The sequence below is a fragment of the Salinispora pacifica DSM 45544 genome (assembly GCF_000378845.1).
Classification (GTDB): domain Bacteria; phylum Actinomycetota; class Actinomycetes; order Mycobacteriales; family Micromonosporaceae; genus Micromonospora; species Micromonospora pacifica.
Genome location: NZ_KB905359.1, coordinates 2,900,832 through 2,917,957, shown reverse-complemented (window position 1 = coordinate 2,917,957; position 17,126 = coordinate 2,900,832). Strand labels below are relative to the sequence as shown.

Annotated in this window: 11 protein-coding genes; 6 read left to right on the top strand and 5 right to left on the bottom strand. The window is 70.9% G+C overall.

Going from position 1 to position 17,126, the window contains the following annotated elements; genetic code table 11:
• Positions 1-103 precede the first annotated feature (103 nt).
• Positions 104-1,045: an NAD(+) diphosphatase gene (gene nudC / locus SALPAC3_RS0113200; protein ID WP_018221703.1), complete on the top strand. Its 942-nt coding sequence runs from the start codon at positions 104-106 to the stop codon at positions 1,043-1,045.
• On the opposite strand, the gene SALPAC3_RS0113195 is transcribed toward nudC, so the two are convergent.
• Positions 1,031-2,302: a lipopolysaccharide biosynthesis protein gene (locus SALPAC3_RS0113195; protein ID WP_018221702.1), complete on the bottom strand. Its 1,272-nt coding sequence runs from the start codon at positions 2,300-2,302 to the stop codon at positions 1,031-1,033. The genes nudC and SALPAC3_RS0113195 overlap by 15 nt on opposite strands.
• The gene (locus tag SALPAC3_RS0113190) at positions 2,299-6,603 is read right to left on the bottom strand and encodes an alpha-(1->3)-arabinofuranosyltransferase (RefSeq protein ID WP_018221701.1); all 4,305 of its coding nucleotides are present in this window, start codon (positions 6,601-6,603) and stop codon (positions 2,299-2,301) included. Before SALPAC3_RS0113190 ends, SALPAC3_RS0113195 begins: the two co-directional genes overlap by 4 nt.
• Positions 6,604-6,772: 169 nt before the next feature.
• On the opposite strand from SALPAC3_RS0113190, the gene SALPAC3_RS0113180 reads away from it, so the two are divergent.
• From SALPAC3_RS0113180 to SALPAC3_RS0113170, 3 genes are read left to right on the top strand one after another with little or no spacing between them, the layout of a single operon-like run.
• Complete coding sequence (locus SALPAC3_RS0113180) at positions 6,773-8,650, top strand: hypothetical protein (RefSeq protein WP_196231389.1); 1,878 nt, start codon at positions 6,773-6,775, stop codon at positions 8,648-8,650.
• On the top strand, positions 8,651-10,402 hold the full coding sequence (locus SALPAC3_RS0113175) for an MmpA family trehalose lipid delivery protein (RefSeq protein WP_018221698.1): 1,752 nt from the start codon (positions 8,651-8,653) through the stop codon (positions 10,400-10,402).
• Complete coding sequence (locus SALPAC3_RS0113170; RefSeq protein ID WP_018221697.1) at positions 10,395-10,589, top strand: hypothetical protein; 195 nt, start codon at positions 10,395-10,397, stop codon at positions 10,587-10,589. The genes SALPAC3_RS0113175 and SALPAC3_RS0113170 overlap by 8 nt, the downstream gene beginning before the upstream one ends.
• On the opposite strand, the gene SALPAC3_RS0113165 is transcribed toward SALPAC3_RS0113170, so the two are convergent.
• The gene (locus SALPAC3_RS0113165; RefSeq protein ID WP_018221696.1) at positions 10,574-11,770 is read right to left on the bottom strand and encodes a glycosyltransferase family 4 protein; all 1,197 of its coding nucleotides are present in this window, start codon (positions 11,768-11,770) and stop codon (positions 10,574-10,576) included. The genes SALPAC3_RS0113170 and SALPAC3_RS0113165 overlap by 16 nt on opposite strands.
• A 79-nt stretch (positions 11,771-11,849) precedes the next feature.
• Positions 11,850-13,061: an acyltransferase family protein gene (locus SALPAC3_RS0113160; RefSeq protein ID WP_018221695.1), complete on the bottom strand. Its 1,212-nt coding sequence runs from the start codon at positions 13,059-13,061 to the stop codon at positions 11,850-11,852.
• A gap of 114 nt (positions 13,062-13,175) precedes the next feature.
• Between SALPAC3_RS0113160 and SALPAC3_RS0113155 the strand changes: the two genes are divergently transcribed.
• Positions 13,176-14,228 (top strand): cell envelope lipid trafficking protein PgfA, encoded by a 1,053-nt coding sequence (locus SALPAC3_RS0113155; protein ID WP_018221694.1) that lies wholly within the window; start codon positions 13,176-13,178, stop codon positions 14,226-14,228.
• A gap of 71 nt (positions 14,229-14,299) precedes the next feature.
• On the opposite strand, the gene SALPAC3_RS0113150 is transcribed toward SALPAC3_RS0113155, so the two are convergent.
• Positions 14,300-15,970, bottom strand: coding sequence for a DUF885 domain-containing protein (locus tag SALPAC3_RS0113150; protein WP_018221693.1), 1,671 nt, complete (start codon positions 15,968-15,970; stop codon positions 14,300-14,302).
• A 164-nt stretch (positions 15,971-16,134) separates the two neighbouring features.
• On the opposite strand from SALPAC3_RS0113150, the gene SALPAC3_RS0113145 reads away from it, so the two are divergent.
• Positions 16,135-17,118: a DMT family transporter gene (locus SALPAC3_RS0113145; protein ID WP_018812933.1), complete on the top strand. Its 984-nt coding sequence runs from the start codon at positions 16,135-16,137 to the stop codon at positions 17,116-17,118.
• Positions 17,119-17,126: the final 8 nt, after the last annotated feature.

Genomic DNA, 17,126 nt, shown 5'->3' with positions numbered 1-17,126 from the left:
TCGCGTCTCCCGATCCTCGCGGGTCGGCCCGGACGTGCGACGGCGGCGGGCGAGATGGTGCCGCCCCGCACCCGGTAGAGCGGGGTTCCGTACGGTGGGGTCCATGCGGGAGGACGAGGTGGCCCTGGCGTACGGCGGTGGTTGGGTGGACCGGGCCGGTGCCCTCCGCGCCGATCCGGAACGGCTGGCGAAACTGCTGGGCGCGGCAAACACCAGGGTGCTGCCGCTGTGGCAGGACCACTGCCTGGTCAACGAGGCGGTGCCGGTGCAACTGAGCGGTGACGCGGCGGCGCGGGCCCGCGCCGCCGCAGCGGAGACGGTCTTCCTCGGGTTCGCGGCGGGGCGGGCAGTCTTCGCGGTGGACCTCTCCGAGCTCACTGAGGACGCCGCACTGGCGGCCGCCGGGGCGACTCGGGTGGTGGGGGTGCGCGGGCTCGTCGGGCGGCTATCCCCGGCCGAGGCGGCCATCCAGGGGTACGCGCGTGGCCTGCTGCACTGGCACCGGCAGCAACGGTACTGCGGCGCGTGCGGTGGGGCGACCAACGCCCAAGATGCCGGGCATGCCCGGCGGTGCACGGATCCAGGCTGTGCCCGGCTGTACTTTCCCCGGATCGAGCCCGCCATCATTGTGCTGGTGGAGACAGCTGGCTCGCCCGGCCGCTGCCTGTTGGCCCGGCACGCCGGGGCGGCCGAGAACGCGTTTTCGACCCTCGCCGGCTTCGTCGAGGTGGGGGAGACGCTGGAAGACGCGGTCCGGCGCGAGGTGGCCGAAGAAGCGGGCGTCGTGGTCACGGACGTGGCGTACCAGGGGTCGCAGGCCTGGCCCTTTCCGGCGGGGCTGATGGTGGGCTTCCGGGCCACCGCCGAATCCGACGAGATCCGGGTGGACGGGGTCGAGCTGCTGGAGGCGCGCTGGTTCACTCCCGCCGAGCTGCGTCGGCGGGCGGCGGCAGGCCATCGGCTCGGCCGGCCGGACTCGATCGGCCACCATCTGCTCAGCGGCTGGCTGGCTGAGGACGAAGCAGCCGGGTCAGCTCCCCGCTGACGCCCGCCGTGGTGCCGGAACCCGCGGGTCGGCACGCGCTGGGGTCGACCGCCACGTGCGGAGCGTCATGACCAGGGTCGTGATCACGGCGGCTCCCAGGGTGGGCCAGAGCAACCCGGCGACGGTCCGTGGCGCGGTCCACAGCGCGACCGTCGCCAGCAGGACGCTGCCCACCCAGAGCGGCGCGGCGGGCCAGCGGACACCAGTGGCGACCGCCGCGTTCAACAGGACGAAGACGACGGCCCAGAGCGCTCCGACCGCGGCGAAGAGCGGCGCTAGGGGGCCCAGGTGGGTGTAGTTCGGGCCGCCGGCGAGTTGGAAGGCCAGGGCGCCGGCGAACGTCGAGCCGAGAATCAGCAGTACGCCGCAGCCGGCGGTCACGGCGAGCGCGACGGCCCGACTGAATCGATCGTCGCGGGCCAGCCGGGGTAGGGCGAGCACGGTGGCGACCTGCGGCGCCCACAGCGCGCCCTTGGTCAACACCGTCCCCACCGCGTACCCGCCGGAGTCGTCGGCCGGCAGTAGCTGACGGGCGAGGAAGAGGTCCACGTAGGAGACGACGAGCATGGCGAGCATCGCGGTGCAGCCGGTCAGGATCTGGCCGGCGTTCAGCGGTGGTGCCGTGGAGGGGGTCCGCGGGACGGCCGACCGGGCCAGGGCGGCCAGCCCGACCGGGGTGAGCGCGGCGGTCCCGGCGCCGAGCAGCAGGGCTCCGGTTGGGCCGGCGTCCAGCAGCAGACCGACCAGCACTCCGCCGTACCGGCCGGCAGCCAGCAGTCCCATGGCGATGGCCAGTCGAACGAACCGTTGCCCGCCCTGGAGTTCCCCCAACGTCCGGCAGGAGAGCACGATGGCGGCCGTGATGACCGCGGAGAGGAGGAGCACCTCGACCGGAAGACGCAAGCCTTTGCCGAGTAACGGGGTGGCGATAATCAGGGCGGACGCGCAGAGGGCGGCGGTCAACAGGGCTGCGCGGCGGGTCTGGGTGGGGCCGTGCTTCGCGTGGTGCACGGCGACGGCGAGCTGTAGGCCGAACCCCGGCACACTCGCGATGGCGATCAGGCCGAGCGCGGTGGCGAGCGCGCTGAGCTCGGCGGAGTCGAGCTGGCGGGCGGCCAGCACCGGGGCCAGGTAGGCGAGTCCGTTGCCCAGCAGCCCCGCGGCGGTCACGGCTAGGCCGGCGGTGCCGAGTGCCCGGACGCCGGTACTCGGGGAACGCGTCTCCGAGCCGTCCACATCGTTGGTTCGCCGGCTCACACGGCTCCCGAGGGGTCGGATTCCCGCCGGGAGGCGTCCGGGGCGGCGCCCGGCGACTGCATGGGCACCTCCACCGCCGGGGGCACCGGATCGGGGCGCTGGAGAGCGCGGTGGACGGACCGGTGTCGAAGACAGGTCGACAGCCAGAGGCAGCCGAGGGCGAGAACCATCAGAAGCTGCGGAAGGGCGGCGGTGTGCCGCTGTGTGGCGTCCAGGTACGCCCACCCGGCGAGCAGGACGAGGGCGGCGGGAAGCCAGGACTCGACGAACCGGGGGGCGAGCCGTACCCAGCGGGGGTCGGTCGGCCGCGGTTCGCGTAGCGCACCGGGGAGGGCGAGGAGGACTCCAGCGGCGACGAGTGCCCCGCCGACGAGGCCGCCGAGCAGGATCAGGGCGGTCGCGCCGACCGCCAGCAGGGGCAGCGAGCGGGGGGTCCGGCGTCGCGGTCGCCGGGTCGGCCGGGCCGGGCCGCTGCCGCGGCGTTCGGGGAGCAGCGCGAGAAGCGTGACGCCCAGGAGTAGGACGCCTCCGGTCAGGAGCGCCACCTGGTATGGGCGGTCCGGGGTGAAGCGTAGGACGACCTCGCCCGCGGCGCCGGCGGGTAGCATCCAGCCCTGCTGCCAGCCGTCAACGACCACGGGGCGTAGCGGCTCGCCGGCGAGCGTGGCCTGCCAGCCCCGGTTGGTGTTCTCCCGCACCGCGAGTAGCCGTTCGGCGGCGTGCCCGGCGACCTGTACCCGCCGCTCGGTCGCATCCCAGGCGGTGACCTGGAGGGCGCTCGGGCCCGTCACGTCCGTGGGCTGCTGCGGTACGAGAGCGACCCGGGTCGGCGTGGCGAACTGGCTGGCGGCGGCGACGAGGCGGTGTTCGGCGGCGTCGAGCGGTAACTCGGTGTCGGTGCCGCACGGCTCGGCCGGCACCTCCCGCAATTCCAGGAGGTCCCGCATCGTGCCGCGTAGGGCGGTGGTTACGGTCTCTTCGCCGATCGTCAGCGTTGGACCGGAGCCGCAGTCCAGCGTCAACGGCGCGTCCAGGTCTGCTGGGCTGGCAGGGGCGCCCGGAAGCACCGTGAGCTCGCCGACCGCGATCGGCAGGGGTTCGGGCAACCGAAATCCGTACGGATCGATGCTGGTGATGGAGGGCTGGTCGAGGAACTGGATGGTGAGCTCTTTGGTGCGGATCGGCGGATCCAGGGTCAACACTCCGTCCTCGCTGAGCAGACCGCCGCGGATGCCATCGTCGGCGATCACCCGCACGCTGCCGAGCCGGGTGGCTGCGACGGCCGGGTCGACGGCGAACCGGAGGCCGTCGATCACCTGGGTCTTCAGCCAGGTGAGGCGCAGGATCGGGGCGTCGTCGCTGATCGCCGGTGACCAGCTGGTGGCCGGGTCCCCGTCCAATACCGCGCCGGGGCGGCGGGTCGGATGCGGGACGCCGGTTGACGAGGCGCTCACCTCGGGCGCCAGACCCAGTGCCTGTGCGGCGGTCACCGCCTGGTCGAGGACCGCGTGCAGGGCAGCGCCGTCCATCGGGCGGGCCCACAGCTGCGGGTCGTAGGTTCCGGCAGCGGGCAGGATGAGCGTACGGTCGATCGTGCGTCCATCCTCCGAGCCGCGGATCGCGTTGGTGGAACAGGCCGGTTTCCCGTCCACCTGGAAGCAGGCGGGCGTGCGGGGATCCGCGGAGACGACGACGGCCGGTGGTTGGTCGGTGGCGGGTGCTTCCGGCAGCCGGAGGGTGCGACTGGTCTGGATGCCCGGGATGCTGATTTCGGAGATCCCCACCACCCCGGCACCGAGCGGACGGAGGGCGAAGGTGTCGTCGATGGAGATGTGGACGCGTCGGGTGGCGTGGCTGCCGTCCAGGTCGAAGATCATTCGATCGCCGAAGCTCTCCACGGTCTGGCTCTCGTACCCGGCGGTGACGGTTGCTGTGGTCGGCACCACGTCCGCGGTCAGGTCGAAGCTGAGCTCGACTCTGGTGACGTTGGTCGGGTTCTCCAGCGTTATCTCTATCCATTGTCGATCGCCGCGGTGGTGCGGGGCGGACTGCCAGGAGGTCGTCGGGTCACCGTCCATGGCCGCGTACGGCTGGTGCTCGGAGCGGTTCCCGCCAGGAATGCCGACCTGTGCGCGTGCCGTAGCTGCGCGAATCGAGCTGATGCCCGCATACTCAGCCACTGTGGACCAGTCCGGGGCCCAGTCGGGCAGGTAGTCGTGCGCGGGGGCCGACGGCGCGAGGGGCTCGTCGGCGGTATGGGTCTGCGAGACGTTGTCCTGGGACCGACCGAAGGAGACCTCGCGGCGCCGCAGTCCGTCGGTCATCGCCACCGGACCGTAGCCGTCGCCGGCTTCCGCGTCGCCGGCCAGGACTGTGGGGGCGGGACTCAGCAGGCCCGCCGCCGCGAGGTCGAGCAGGGACTCCGGGCCACCGACGACGGTCGCGACATCCCTCCGGTCGTAGGCGACTACCGGCTCCACCCGGCGGTTGACCTGGTAGACCTCAAGTGCCCGGGCGGGCACGTCGAGCCCCTGGTCGCGCCGCTCGTCCACCGCCTCCGGCCCACCCCGGACCGGGCCGAAGGTGGTGACCCGGGTCAGCCCCGGTGAGCGCTGCAGGGCCTGGCGAACCACGGCGGGGCGGGTCGTGTCGGAGCGACCGTGGTCGAGGTCGGCGCGGAACAGCACGTGGCTGATCCCGGAGCGGGCGAGAAGGTCGGCGAGGCCCGCCGAGCCGGCGCCGGAGCTGAGCGTGGCTTCGATCGCGTCCAGGAGTCGGATGGTGGTGGGCGGGGTGAAGGGGATCGAGTTGCGTACCGCCCAGCTGCTCTCCAACAGCGGTTGGACGATCTCGTCGGTGGTGCTGCCCCAGTCGTAGGCGGGGCGGCGGGCCCCGGGTACGACGAGCACCCGTCCCGGACCGGTGTTCGCGTCCAGCCAGTCGGCGGCGTCCTGCCAGTACTGCGGTACTACCCGCGCGCTTCCCGGAGTGGCGAGGCCGCCGACGATCGCCGGGCTGGCGACCGCCGCGACCGCCGCCATGGTCACGCCGGTGGTGATCCAGGCTCGCGCGACAGCCGGCCGGCGTCGCGCGGCGGGCGCGGTACGCACTGCCCGCCCGACCAGGCAGACCAGGTGGGCCAATCCGAGCGCCAGTGGTAGGCGGAGCAGGACGTCGAACTTGTGGGTGTTCCGTAGCGGTGCGCCCACCCCGTCGAGGAACTGTTGCTGTCCTCCGGCGAGGAGATTGGGGAGATCGCTGACGTGTCCCAGCCCGACCATCGCGGCGCCGAGCACCAGGCCGGTGATGAGGAAGCGGCGGTGCGGCATCCCGCGCCGGGAAAGCCCCAGTACACCCAGGGCGGCGACGGCGAGCGTGGCGAGAACCAGCCCAAGCTCGGTGGCCAACCGGGCGCCGCCGGGGATGGCCTGCTCAACCGGGGAGGCCAGGTACGCCACCCAGTAGGAGGCACCGCGGAGCGTCGTCACGGCGTCGGTCACGCTGGTGGTGCTCTGGGCGGTTTCGATGTAGTCGAGAAACGGCGGGCTGTACCGCCCGAGAATGAGCAGTGGAACCAGCCACCAGGCGGTGGCCAGGGCGACCGCGCCGCACCAGGCGGCGATCGCGGTGATCCGGCGGCGGATTGGCGTCAGGGTGGCGAGCCAGAGCAGAGCGAGCGGCACCACCGCGAACACGGCGGTCGCATTGACTCCGCCCGCACAGGCCACGGCGAGTGCCGACCCCGCGACCGCCCGACGTAGCGGCGCACCTCGGGCGAGGCCGACCAGCGGGATCAGTACCCACGGCGCCACCGCGCTGGGCCAGGATTCGACCGAGGACCAGCCGAGCTGGGTGAGGATCCGGGGTGACAGGGCGAAGGCGATGCCAGCGATCATGCGTCCGGCGGGGGAGCCGATGCCGAGGCTACCGGCCAGCCGCACCACACCCAGGTAGGCGACGCAGAAGAGCAGCGCCCACCACAGCCGTTGGATCACCCACGGCGCCAGGCCAAGCTCCGATCCCACCAGGAAGAACGGACCCATTGGCCAGAGATACCCGTAGGCCTGGTTCTGCAGCTGGCCGAAGGTGCCGGTCGGGTCCCAGAGGTGCAGCGAGCGGAGTAGCCACCCGGCGGGATTGACGTTCAGGTCGACCTTGGTGTCGGGGACGATCAGCCCGGGTGCCTGCTGGAAGGCGAGGCCGGTGAGGACGACGCAGATGGCGAGGTGCCGGAATCTCTGGTCCAGCCGCTGGGCTCGATTCGGCTGTGCTCCGGCGCCACTGGTCACCTCTGCACGCATGTCGCTCCTGTTCCGCCGGTGGTACGGGTACCGGCAGCCGACGATGGTTGAGCGACGCAGCCGGGACCGGGGGGTGGGCAAGGGCGGCGGCAACGGTTGGTGTGACGAACATGGATGGATGGCCACCCCCCACGGCGTGTAAGCGTGTGGCAGGCTGCCGAGCATGTCAATGCCAGAGGCTGGGGCTGTGGCACCTGGAGAGCCCACCGCGTCGATGCCCGACGAGCCGCGAGCGTTCGCGCGGCGACTTCGTCCCGACCGCGTCGGGGCGGTGGCGATAGCCCTCATCGTGGTGTCGGTCGCCTGGCGGGCCGGCCTCGCCGCGCGTGGCTGGTTCTCCCAGGACGAGTTCGTGCTCGCCGCCCAGGCCCTGGACGCCCGGTTGGACGCGGACTTCCTGCTGGGAACCTTCAACAACCATCCAACGCCCGGCGGCCTGTTGATCGCCTGGCTGATGGTGCGGCTGGCCGGTTTCGCCAGTTGGCCCTGGGTGCTGATGCTGGCGGTGGGACAGGCGGCCGTGGGCATCGCCGTGTACCGGCTGCTGCGTGACCTGCTGCGGCCGGGCTGGGGCTTGTTGGTCCCGTTGGCCCTCTTTCTGTTCAGCCCGCTGACGCTGGAGGTGTCGTCGCTGTGGCTGGTCGGGCTACTCCTGTTGCCGGTGCAGCTCGCCCTGGTCCTGGCGGTGCGGGCGCAGGTCCGATATCTGCGTACCGGCCGTCGCCGGCACCTCGCGATGGTCGTCCTGTGGCTGCTGTTCGGGCTGCTGTTCGACCCGAAAGCGCTGCTGATTGCGCCGCTGTTGTTCCTGCTGACCCTCTTTTTGTTTACTGACGGTTCGCCGTGGCGCAGCCTGGTCACGGCGGTGCGTCGGCACTGGCCGGTCTGGCTGTCGCTCACCGTGCTCTCCGGGGCCTACTTGGCGTTCTACCTGACCCGACCGGCTCGTGCGCTGGACCAGCTGACCTCACCCGGTCAGGCTTTCACGTTCCTCGGCGACCTGGTCGGTGCGACCGTCGTGCCGGGCCTGCTCGGGGGGCCGTGGCGGTGGACCCACGCCGGTGACGGGCCGCCGTTGGCGGATCCCTATCCGGTTGCGATGTGGCTGTCGTGGCTGGTGCTGGCGACCCTGGTTGTGGTGACCGTTCGGCGGCGCCGGTCGGCGGCGCGGGCCTGGCTGCTTCTGGTCTGCTATCTCGGGCTGGTCAGCGCGTTCTTCGCGGTAACCCGCCTTGGTGGTGTGCTCGGCCCAATGGTGGGCACGGTCCCACGTTTCGTGGCCGACGTGGTTCCGGTAGCCGCGATCTGTGTCGGGGTAGCCCTGTTCGGGCTTCGCGACACCGGCGAGCAGGACCGGTACACCCCCCGGCCGCTACCGGGACTCCCGCGCGTGCTCGACGCCGTCGCGGTCGGTCGGGTGGCGGTCGCTGTCCTGGTCGCGGTCGGGCTCGGTACGGTGTGGAGCACCGTCACGTTCGGCGATAACTGGAGCACCAAGCACGGCCGGGAGTACCTCGCCACGGCCCAGGCCGAGCTTGCCGCCGCGCCCGCTGGCACCGTTTTCCTCGACACGATCGTCCCCGATCGGGTCGTGTCCGGCTATTTCTGGCCGGACAACCTTCAGTCGCACTTCTTCCGACCGGCGGAGCACCAGCCGGAGTTCGTCGAGGTGGCCGAGCTGCCGGTGACCTTCGATGCCGAGGGTCGAATCCGGCCGGTCCGGATCGAGGGAGTCAAGGTTCTGCCGGGCCAGGTGCCCGACTGCGGGCACCTGGTGGAGAGCGGGCGTACGACTCGGATTCCGTTGGCAGCACCGGTTGCGGAATGGCCGTACGTGGTGGAGCTCGGCTACCTGAGCTCCGGCGACGCGACGGCGACCCTGCGCCTGGGCGAGGCCACCCGGGAGGTCACGCTGCGGAGTGGACTGAACCAGCTGTATTTCCCGTTGCACGGTGCGGGGGAAGCCATCGAGGTCACCATCAGCACGCCAGACATCGCCCTCTGCACCAGGTTGATCACTGTCGGGCGGGTGGTGCCGGCGTCGTGAGTGGGTGACCGACCAGCCGATCGAACCCGGGTGGTTCGAGATCGGCTCCTGTTGTACGCCGTCGCGGCGGTGGTGACGGCGATGGTGCTCGCCCCACTGGCAGCACCGGGCTACGTGTTGCGCTACGACATGGTGTTCGTGCCCCGGCAGCCGCTGACCTGGGATCTTGTGGCGCCAGCGCAGGGCCTGCCGCGGGCGGTGCCGATGGATGCCGTGGTCTCGGTGCTCACCCAGCTCGTCCCGGGCTGGGTGGTGCAGCGGATCGCGCTGGGCGGGGCGGTCCTGCTGGCGGCGGTCGGTGCCGGGCGCCTGGTGCCGACCGAACGGACCGGGGTTCGGCTGCTTGCCGCGGTCGGCTACGCCTGGACGCCGTACCTGGCCGAGCGGTTGTTGATCGGGCAGTGGGGGCTGCTGGTCTGCTATGCCGCCCTGCCGTGGCTGGTGCGGGCGGGTTTGGAGTTGCGGGCCGGGCGGGCCGGCGCGGTGGCGCGGGTGCTGCTCGCCGCCGCGCCGGCTGCGATCACCCCGACCGGTGGGCTGATCGCGTTTGGTGTGGTGTCGCTGCTCGCACCGCGACGGGGACGTTGGCGGGGATCGACGATCGCGGTGGCGGGGGTCGCCCTGCTCAACGCCCCGTGGGTGACCGCTGCCCTGGTCACCGACGCGGGCGGAACCTCCGACCCGGCGGGAGTAGCCGCCTTCGCGCCCCGGGGCGAGAACTGGGCGGGTCCGCTGACGGCGCTCGCGGGCACCGGGGGCATCTGGAGCGCTCAGGCCACTCCGGCGAGCCGAGCTCTGCCCCTGGTGCCGTTGGTGACCCTGGTGCTGCTGGCTCTGGCCGGCGCCGGGGTCGGGCTACTGCGGCGGCGGACGTCGCCGGGCGTCTCGGCCCGGCTGTTGGTGCTGGCCGGGGCCGGCTTCCTGCTCGCTGCGCTGGGCACGGTGCCGGGGACCGCCGATGTACTGCGGTGGGCGGTGGCGCAGCTGCCGGGGGCCGGGCTGCTTCGCGATGGGCAGAAGTTTCTGGCGCCGTACGCGTTGCTGCTGGTGGTGTGTGTGGCGCTGGGCGCCGAGCGGCTCGTGACCCGGGTGGAGCGGACGAACCGGGAGGTGGCGGGGGTGGTGCTGGGTGGTGTGCTGCTGCTGCCGGTCGCGGCTATGCCGGATCTCGCGTTCGGCGGCGCGGGTCGGCTGTGGCCGGTCAGTTATCCGGCGGACTGGCCGGTGGTGGCGGGGCGATTGGCCGCCGATCCCGGTGGGGAGGTCTTGGCGCTGCCGTTGAGCGGCTACCGCGCGTACCCGTGGAATGGCGGGCGGACCGTTCTGGACCCGGCCCCGCGCTACCTACCGGCGACAGTCCTGATCGACGACACGCTCCGGGTCGGCGACGTCGCGGTGTTTGGCGAAAACCCGCGTCTGCGGGAGATCCGGCAGCTGATCGGGGCGGGACGGCCGGCGGCGGAGACGGGGGTGCGCTGGGTGCTGGTCCAGCAACACCGCGCGGACCAGGTCGATCCGGCTACCCTCGCCGGCCTCGAACTCGTGTACCAGGGGGTGTTCCTGGCCCTCTATCGCAATCCAGCCGCACCGCCGAGCCCGGTGATGGCCGCCCCGGCTCGGTGGGCGGTGGTGGTGGCGCTGGCGGTCGCCGTCGTGGTGGTGATCGCTGCCCTGTTTCGGCGGTACGCCGGTGGGCTACTGCGTGGTAACCTCCGCTCCGAGGTTCAGACATTGGAGGATTGGCATGCGTAAAGCCCTGACCTTGGTCGTCACCGGCCTGGTGGCGGCGGTGCTCGGGATCCTGTCTCTCGGTGGGCTGGCCGCCGCTACGACCGCCAGCGAGGAGGAGGCGGTTTCCCAGGCTGAAGAGCTCATCGAGAAAGCCAAGCAGGCCAACGAGCCGGACCCCTACACGCCCGCGATCTACGGCAGCAGGTAGGACGGGGCGCCCCGTGAACGCGTCTGACGGGGCGACTCCGCGCTCTCCAGTAGAGCGGCGAAGCGGCTTCCGGCAGCCGGCCAGGTAAAGGTCGCCGCGTGCTCCCGGGCCGCGTCCCCCAGTTGCTGCCGTAGCTCGTGGTTGTGTAGGAGGGTCCGTACCTTCGCCACGTAGTCGTCAACGTCGTCGGCGAGAAGCCCCGTTTGGCCGTCCAGCACCGCCTCGCCCACACCGCCCGCGCTGCGGAACGCGACCGTTGGAGTGCCCGCCGAGCCGGCCTCCACGATGGTCAGACCCCATCCTTCCTTCAGGGACGGGGTCAGCGCCACCCAGGACGAGGCGAGGAGGGCCGCTTTCTCCTCCTCCGGCACGAATCCCCGGAACTCCACCCGGTCGGTGATGCCCAGGTTGTTGGCGACCTCGCGGAGCTGCCCTTCCCACCAGCCCTGGCCGGCGACGACCAGCCGCAGTTGCGGCAGCTCGTCGGCGAGGGTGGCGACCGCCTGCAACGCCACCTCGACGCGCTTGTGCGGGACCAGTCGGTTGAGCGTGACGAGCAGCGGGGAGGCTGCGCGTTCCGCGTCGGTGGGCGGGAGCGGCGGGGTGCCGTTGTGCACCACGGAAATCTGCTCCGCGGGTACGCCGAGCTGGATCAGCTCCTGACGGGTGGCGTCGGAGACGGTGATGTGGCGGCAGTGCCGGTAGACGAATATGGCGAAAGATGACTCCACCCACCAGCCGAACCGAGCTGCCCATGCCGGAAGCACCACATGCCATTGTTCGCGATGAATATGGTGGATAAGCTTGACGATCGGTCGACGAGCCCATAACGGAGTCATGAATGGCAGGCCGTTGCAGACATCCACGAGCACGTCCGGTCGGCCGCCGCGTCGGCGAGACAGGGGGCCGACGCCGAGGGCGCCGGCGAGATAGTAGAACGCGGCCCACAGGTAGACGGTGTGGCGGCCACCGCGTCTGACCAGCCGAATCCCATCCTCGTTGACCTCGTCGGGGAGGCCCTGACGATGTGCGGCGCAGAACAGCGTGACCCGGAGGCCGCGGGCTACCAGCTCTGCGGCAATCCGCTCAACGTATACCTCGGATCCACCGCCTTCGGGGTTCCGGGTGTCCCGCCAGTTGAGGAACAGCACATGTCCGGCGGTGGCGGAAAAGTGCTCCACGTGATCCCTACTCCCTAGTAATTTAGCGTCACACTAAAGCTCGGGAGCCGGCTAGGCAATGCCTAGGTGAATATCTGGGTCAATGTGGCGAATTGACCGTCGGCACTCTCTGCTCGGGTTGGGGGGCGGTCGGTCGAGGGCGGCGGCGGTCACCGAGCGCCTGGGCCGGGCGTTCGACGCCGTAGTAGCTCGCCGCAGCCAACACCAACCCACCCGCCATCGTCAGGCTGAAGGTCTCGAGGAATCCCCCGGTAAACAGTGGACGGTCTGTCACGAGGTAGATCGTTTCGATCACCAGCGGATGCCAGAGGAACAGCCCGTACGAGACGAGGCCGAGCCAGCGGACGGCGGCGCTGCCGAAGGCCTTGTGCACCCGGGTCGTCCGCTCGCCGAACGCCACCGGAATCATGATCAGGGCGCTGACCGCGAGATAGAGGGTGAGCTTCACGGCGAACTCCGCGACGGTCGGCTCGGCGAGGTCCAGCGGGCCGGCGATGGGTGTCGTCGCGATCGCCAGCAGGCCCGCGGCCGCGGCCCAGCAGGCGACCGGCGCCGCGGCGAGGTCGTCGAGGATGCGCAGAGCGGCCGGGCCCGTCCCGCTCCGGAGGGCCACATGTGCCACCGCCAGGACCATGCCGCCGCAGAACCAGGCCGCGTACGAGGGTAGCCACATGGTCTGGATCGCGGTGTCAACGATGCCAAGCCCCATCAGGGTGAGCCACCCGGCCGTCAGCAGGGCGCCCCCGGCGGCGAGCGCCAGGGTGCGGACCGGGCGCCAGGCCCGGCCCACGGCCAGCACCGCGACCAGCGGCAGGACCAGGTAGAACACGACCTCGGTGGCGAGGCTCCAGGTCTGGCTGAGGCCAGCGCGGAGCTGATTGGGCTGATAGATCTGAGTGAAGGTCAGGTGGCGGAGCCAGTCACCAGCCGAGGCTGGCTGGTTCTGCGGCAGAACGATCAGGCAGACCAGCACCGTCAGCCAGTAGGCCGGCAGGATTCGCAGGGCGCGGCGCCAGAAGTACCGGCGAACCCCGGGCCGGGGGAGCCCGGCGGCGATGCCCGATGCCCAGGGCCGGAAGAGCAGGAATCCGGAGAGGACGAAGAAGATGGCGACACCGACGTCCATCCGCGCCAACCAGGTGCCCCACTGGCTGTTCAGGCTCACGCCCGTGTGGAACCCGACGTGGTGGGCGACGACGGCCACCGAGCCGATCGCGCGGAGCGCATCCAGGGCGGGCAGGCGGCCGGTGATCGAAGGATGGGACCGGTTCGGGGTGACGGTTGCCGACATCTGGACATCCAGGGGGTTCGCTTTAATGTTGACTGGGGAGTAACCTCCCGCCATGTTATGGATCGATCGCCCTGGGCAACAGGCCGTAGGGCGGCAGGCGTTTCAGGAGGAAGAGTGAAGCTTCGGGTTAGTGCCGCGCTCTTCGGGCTCGGCGTCTTGTTACTGGTCTTCGCGGTCGGGCTGCCGCTGTACGTCGCTCCCGCCATCAGCCGGCTCCCCTACGACCTCAAGCCAACGACGTTGGTCGCAGAAGCAACCAATGCGCGGTTCTTGCAGATCACCGCCGACAATGAATCGCTCACCGTCGAAGTTCCACGAGCCACCCTGCAGTCCACGATCGAGGTACTTCCCCAGCCTGGCGAGACCCGGGATCGCCTGCCCGAGCAGCTCAAGGGCGACGCGGTGATCTGGGATGTCTACCAGACCGTCGTACGGAGTGACACGCAGGCTCCGATCACCATGTACAGCACGCAGCTCGCCCTCTATCGCGTCTCCGGTACCGCCGCTCCCTGGGATGACCAGTGGCTCAAGCAGGACGACAGCGAGGGGACCCCGCAGGGCAACGTCGAGTACTCGGGGCTGACCTACAAGTTCCCGTTCGGTGCGGAGAAGAAGGACTACCCGGTCTTCGACCGTGACCTCAGGGAGGCGATCGCGGCGACCTTCGTCGGCACCGAGACCGTCGAAGGTATCGAGGTCTACCGCTACGAGCAGCGGATCGAGAACCGGGTGCTGGACACCCCGGAGGAGAGCCTGCAGGTGCTGCTGAGCACCTTCGCCCCCGGTTCCACCACCGGCGAGATCGTCTACAACAACACCCGGACGTACTGGGTTGATCCGGTTACCGGTGCGTACGTTGACGTGCGGGAGCAACAGCGAAAGGAACTGCGTACGGACGCTGGCTCCACCACCGTCCTGCTCGATGCTGACTTCAACTACACGGACGACACCGTCAACAACAGCGTAGAGACGGTTAAATCGAACCGTCTCAAGATCGGCCTGGCCCGGCTCTGGGGACCGATCGCCGCGGGTGTTCTCGGCCTGATCGCCCTCGCCGTCGGCCTCCGGCTGTTCCTGCGAACCGGGGGTGCCGGCGGTCGACACTCGACCGCCGCATCGGCGGCTGGCGGCCCGGCAGCCACCAAGGTGGAGCAAGATCCGAGCTAGTCGCCGGGGGTTGACCCGGGGGCAGGTGACGCGCACGTCCGCCCCTTGCCCCCGGGCCCTTGCCTCCGCCCTCAGATCCGGGCGAGCGCCCGACGTAGCGGGTCCAGGCCGAGTGAGCCCAGGTCGAGCGCCTGCCGGTGGAACTCCCGGAGGTCGAACTCCGCCCCCTTGCGGGCCTCGGCGTCGGCCCGAGCCTGCAGCCAGATTCGCTCACCTACCTTGTAGGACGGTGCCTGCCCGGGCCAGCCCAGGTAGCGGTTCAGCTCGAAGCGCAGGACCTCATCCGGCACCCGGCAGTGTGCCCGCATGAACTCCCAGCCCAACTCCGGCGTCCAGCGTTCACCCGGGTGAAAGCCGAACGGGTTGTCGGCCGGGATCTCCAACTCCAGGTGCATGCCGATGTCGACGATCACCCGGGCGGCGCGGAGCGCCTGGCCGTCGAGCATGCCCAGCCGTTCGCCCGGGTCCCCGAGGTAGCCCAGCTCGTCCATCAGCCGTTCGGCGTAGAGCGCCCACCCCTCGCCGTGCCCGGAAACCCAGCAGAGCAGCCGCTGCCAGCGGTTGAGGGTCTCTGCCTGGAGCACCGTCTGGGCAACCTGAAGATGGTGGCCCGGCACGCCCTCATGGTAGACGGTGGTGACCTCGCGCCAGGTGGAGAAGTCGTCGATGCCCTGTGGCACCGCCCACCACATCCGGCCGGGACGGGAGAAGTCCTCACTCGGGCCGGTGTAGTAGATCGCGCCGTCACTCGTCGGTGCCAGGCAACACTCGATCTGGTGGACCTGTTCCGGGATGTCGAAGTGAGTGCCGTGCAGCTCACTGACCGCCTTGTCGGCGAGGTTCTGCATCCAGTCCCGGAACGCCTCCTTGCCCCGGATGGTCCGCGCCGGGTCCGCGTCCAGCGTGGCTACCGCCTCGTCGACGGTGGCGCCGGGGCCGACGATCCGCGCGGCGACCGCTCGCATCTCCGTCTCCAGCCGGGCCAGCTCCGCAAACCCCCAGGCGTACGTCTCGTCCAGGTCCACCCGGGCACCGAGAAAGTACTGCGAGGCCAGCTCGTAGTGCTCTCGGCCGGCGGCCTGCTTCGCCCTGCCCCGCGGGGCCAGTTCGGTCCGGAGGAAGCGGCCGAACTCGGCGGTCGCCGCGGTGGCGGTCGTGGCACCCCGACGCAGTTCGGCACCGAGTGCGCCCCCCGCGCCCAGCCGTTCGACCAGCCCGTGGAAGAAGTTGTCCCCGTCCGGTGCCACCCAGGTGTCACACTGTTTGGCTACCTCGAGCAGCTGGGCTCGCGCGCTGGAATGGCCGGTCGCAGCCGCCTCGCGCAGCGTGGTCTGGTACTGCCCGAGCGCTCCGGCGAAGTGGTTGAGCCGCGCGGCGATGTTGGCCTGTGCCTCCTCGCCCTCGGTCGGCATCAGGTCAAACACGGAGCGGAGCTCGTGCAGTCCGCTGGTGATGACGTTGACTCCCCGGCCGACCTCTCCCGCCGCGTAGCGGGCGAGTTCCAGGCTGAGCCGCTCCTGCATGGCCTCCTTCGCGGTCTGCTCCGGCAGCGACTGAGGTGCCACGCCGTCGAGGTCGGCGAGGGCTCGGCGGGTCAGGTCGGCGCGGGCGGCGTAGCCGTCCGGCGAGAGGTCGTCGAGGCGGTCGTCGTGGCCGGTGATGCCGACGTAGGTGGCGCCGGTCGGACTCAGCGCGGCCCACTCGCCCACGTACCGGTTCGCAATATCGTCGATTCGTCCCACGAGCTCGACCCTACGTGATCGTGCAGTCGGGGCGCGCCCGTGAGCGCGCTGGATTCGGGGTCGCTCCCAAGACCTGCGGTCACCGCCCGGCAGGCTTTGTGACGGCCAACACGGCGTCCGAAAATCACCAGACTTTCCTGCCCACGGCCGGCAGAGTGTCAGGGGTGACAGTCGAGTCCGCCCCTGACCGGGCTGTGCTGCGGAGCTGGCTGCCCGGGTACCTCGCGTTGGCCGCGATCTGGGGTTCCAGCTTCCTGTTCATCAAGATCGGGGTACGGGAGCTGCACCCGGTGCACCTGACCCTCTACCGGGTCGGCGCCGGCGCGGCAACGCTGCTGATCCTGCTCGCGGTGCTGCGCGACCGGCTGCCGCGCGAGCCGCGGGTCTGGGCCCATCTGGTCGTCACCGGGGGAATCGGCGTGGCGCTGCCGTTCACCCTGTTCGGCTACGGCGGGGAGCGGGTCGAGTCCATGCTCTCCGGGATCTGGAACGCCACCACACCGCTGGTCGTGCTTCCCATGGCGGTGCTGGTCTTCCGCACCGAACGGCTGACCGCCGCCCGGGCGGTCGGGCTCGGGCTGGGCTTCGTCGGCGTACTGGTGGTGCTCGGGGTGTGGCAGGGGGCTGGTGGTGCGCACTTCGTCGGCCAGCTGATGTGCTTCGGCGCCGCGGCCTGCTACGGGATGGCCATCCCGTACCAGAAGAAGTTCGTCGCGGGCCGCTCCTACTCCGGGCTGGCCCTGTCGGCGGCGCAGCTGTTGATGGCGCTGGCGCTGCTCACCGTCGTCACCCCGTTCGTGGCGGGTGCCCCGCCGCTGCCGACCGCCCTCTCCGGCTCGGTCCTGGCCAGCATGGTCGCGCTCGGCGCGCTCGGTACCGGGCTGGCCTTCCTGATTCACTTCCGCAACATCCGGGTCGCCGGCGCGAGTACCGCGGCGACGGTGACCTACGTGATCCCGGTCTTCGCGGTGCTGGTCGGTGCGCTGGTGCTCGACGAGCGGCTGACCTGGCACCAACCGGTCGGTGCGGTGGTGGTCCTGCTCGGTGTCGCCGTCACCCAGGGGCTGATCGGTCCCCGCCGCCGACCACGCACCGCCGCGCAGCCGGCTGCCGCAGCCGGAACTTCGGCCGCGGCAGCCGGAACCTAGTCCTCGGC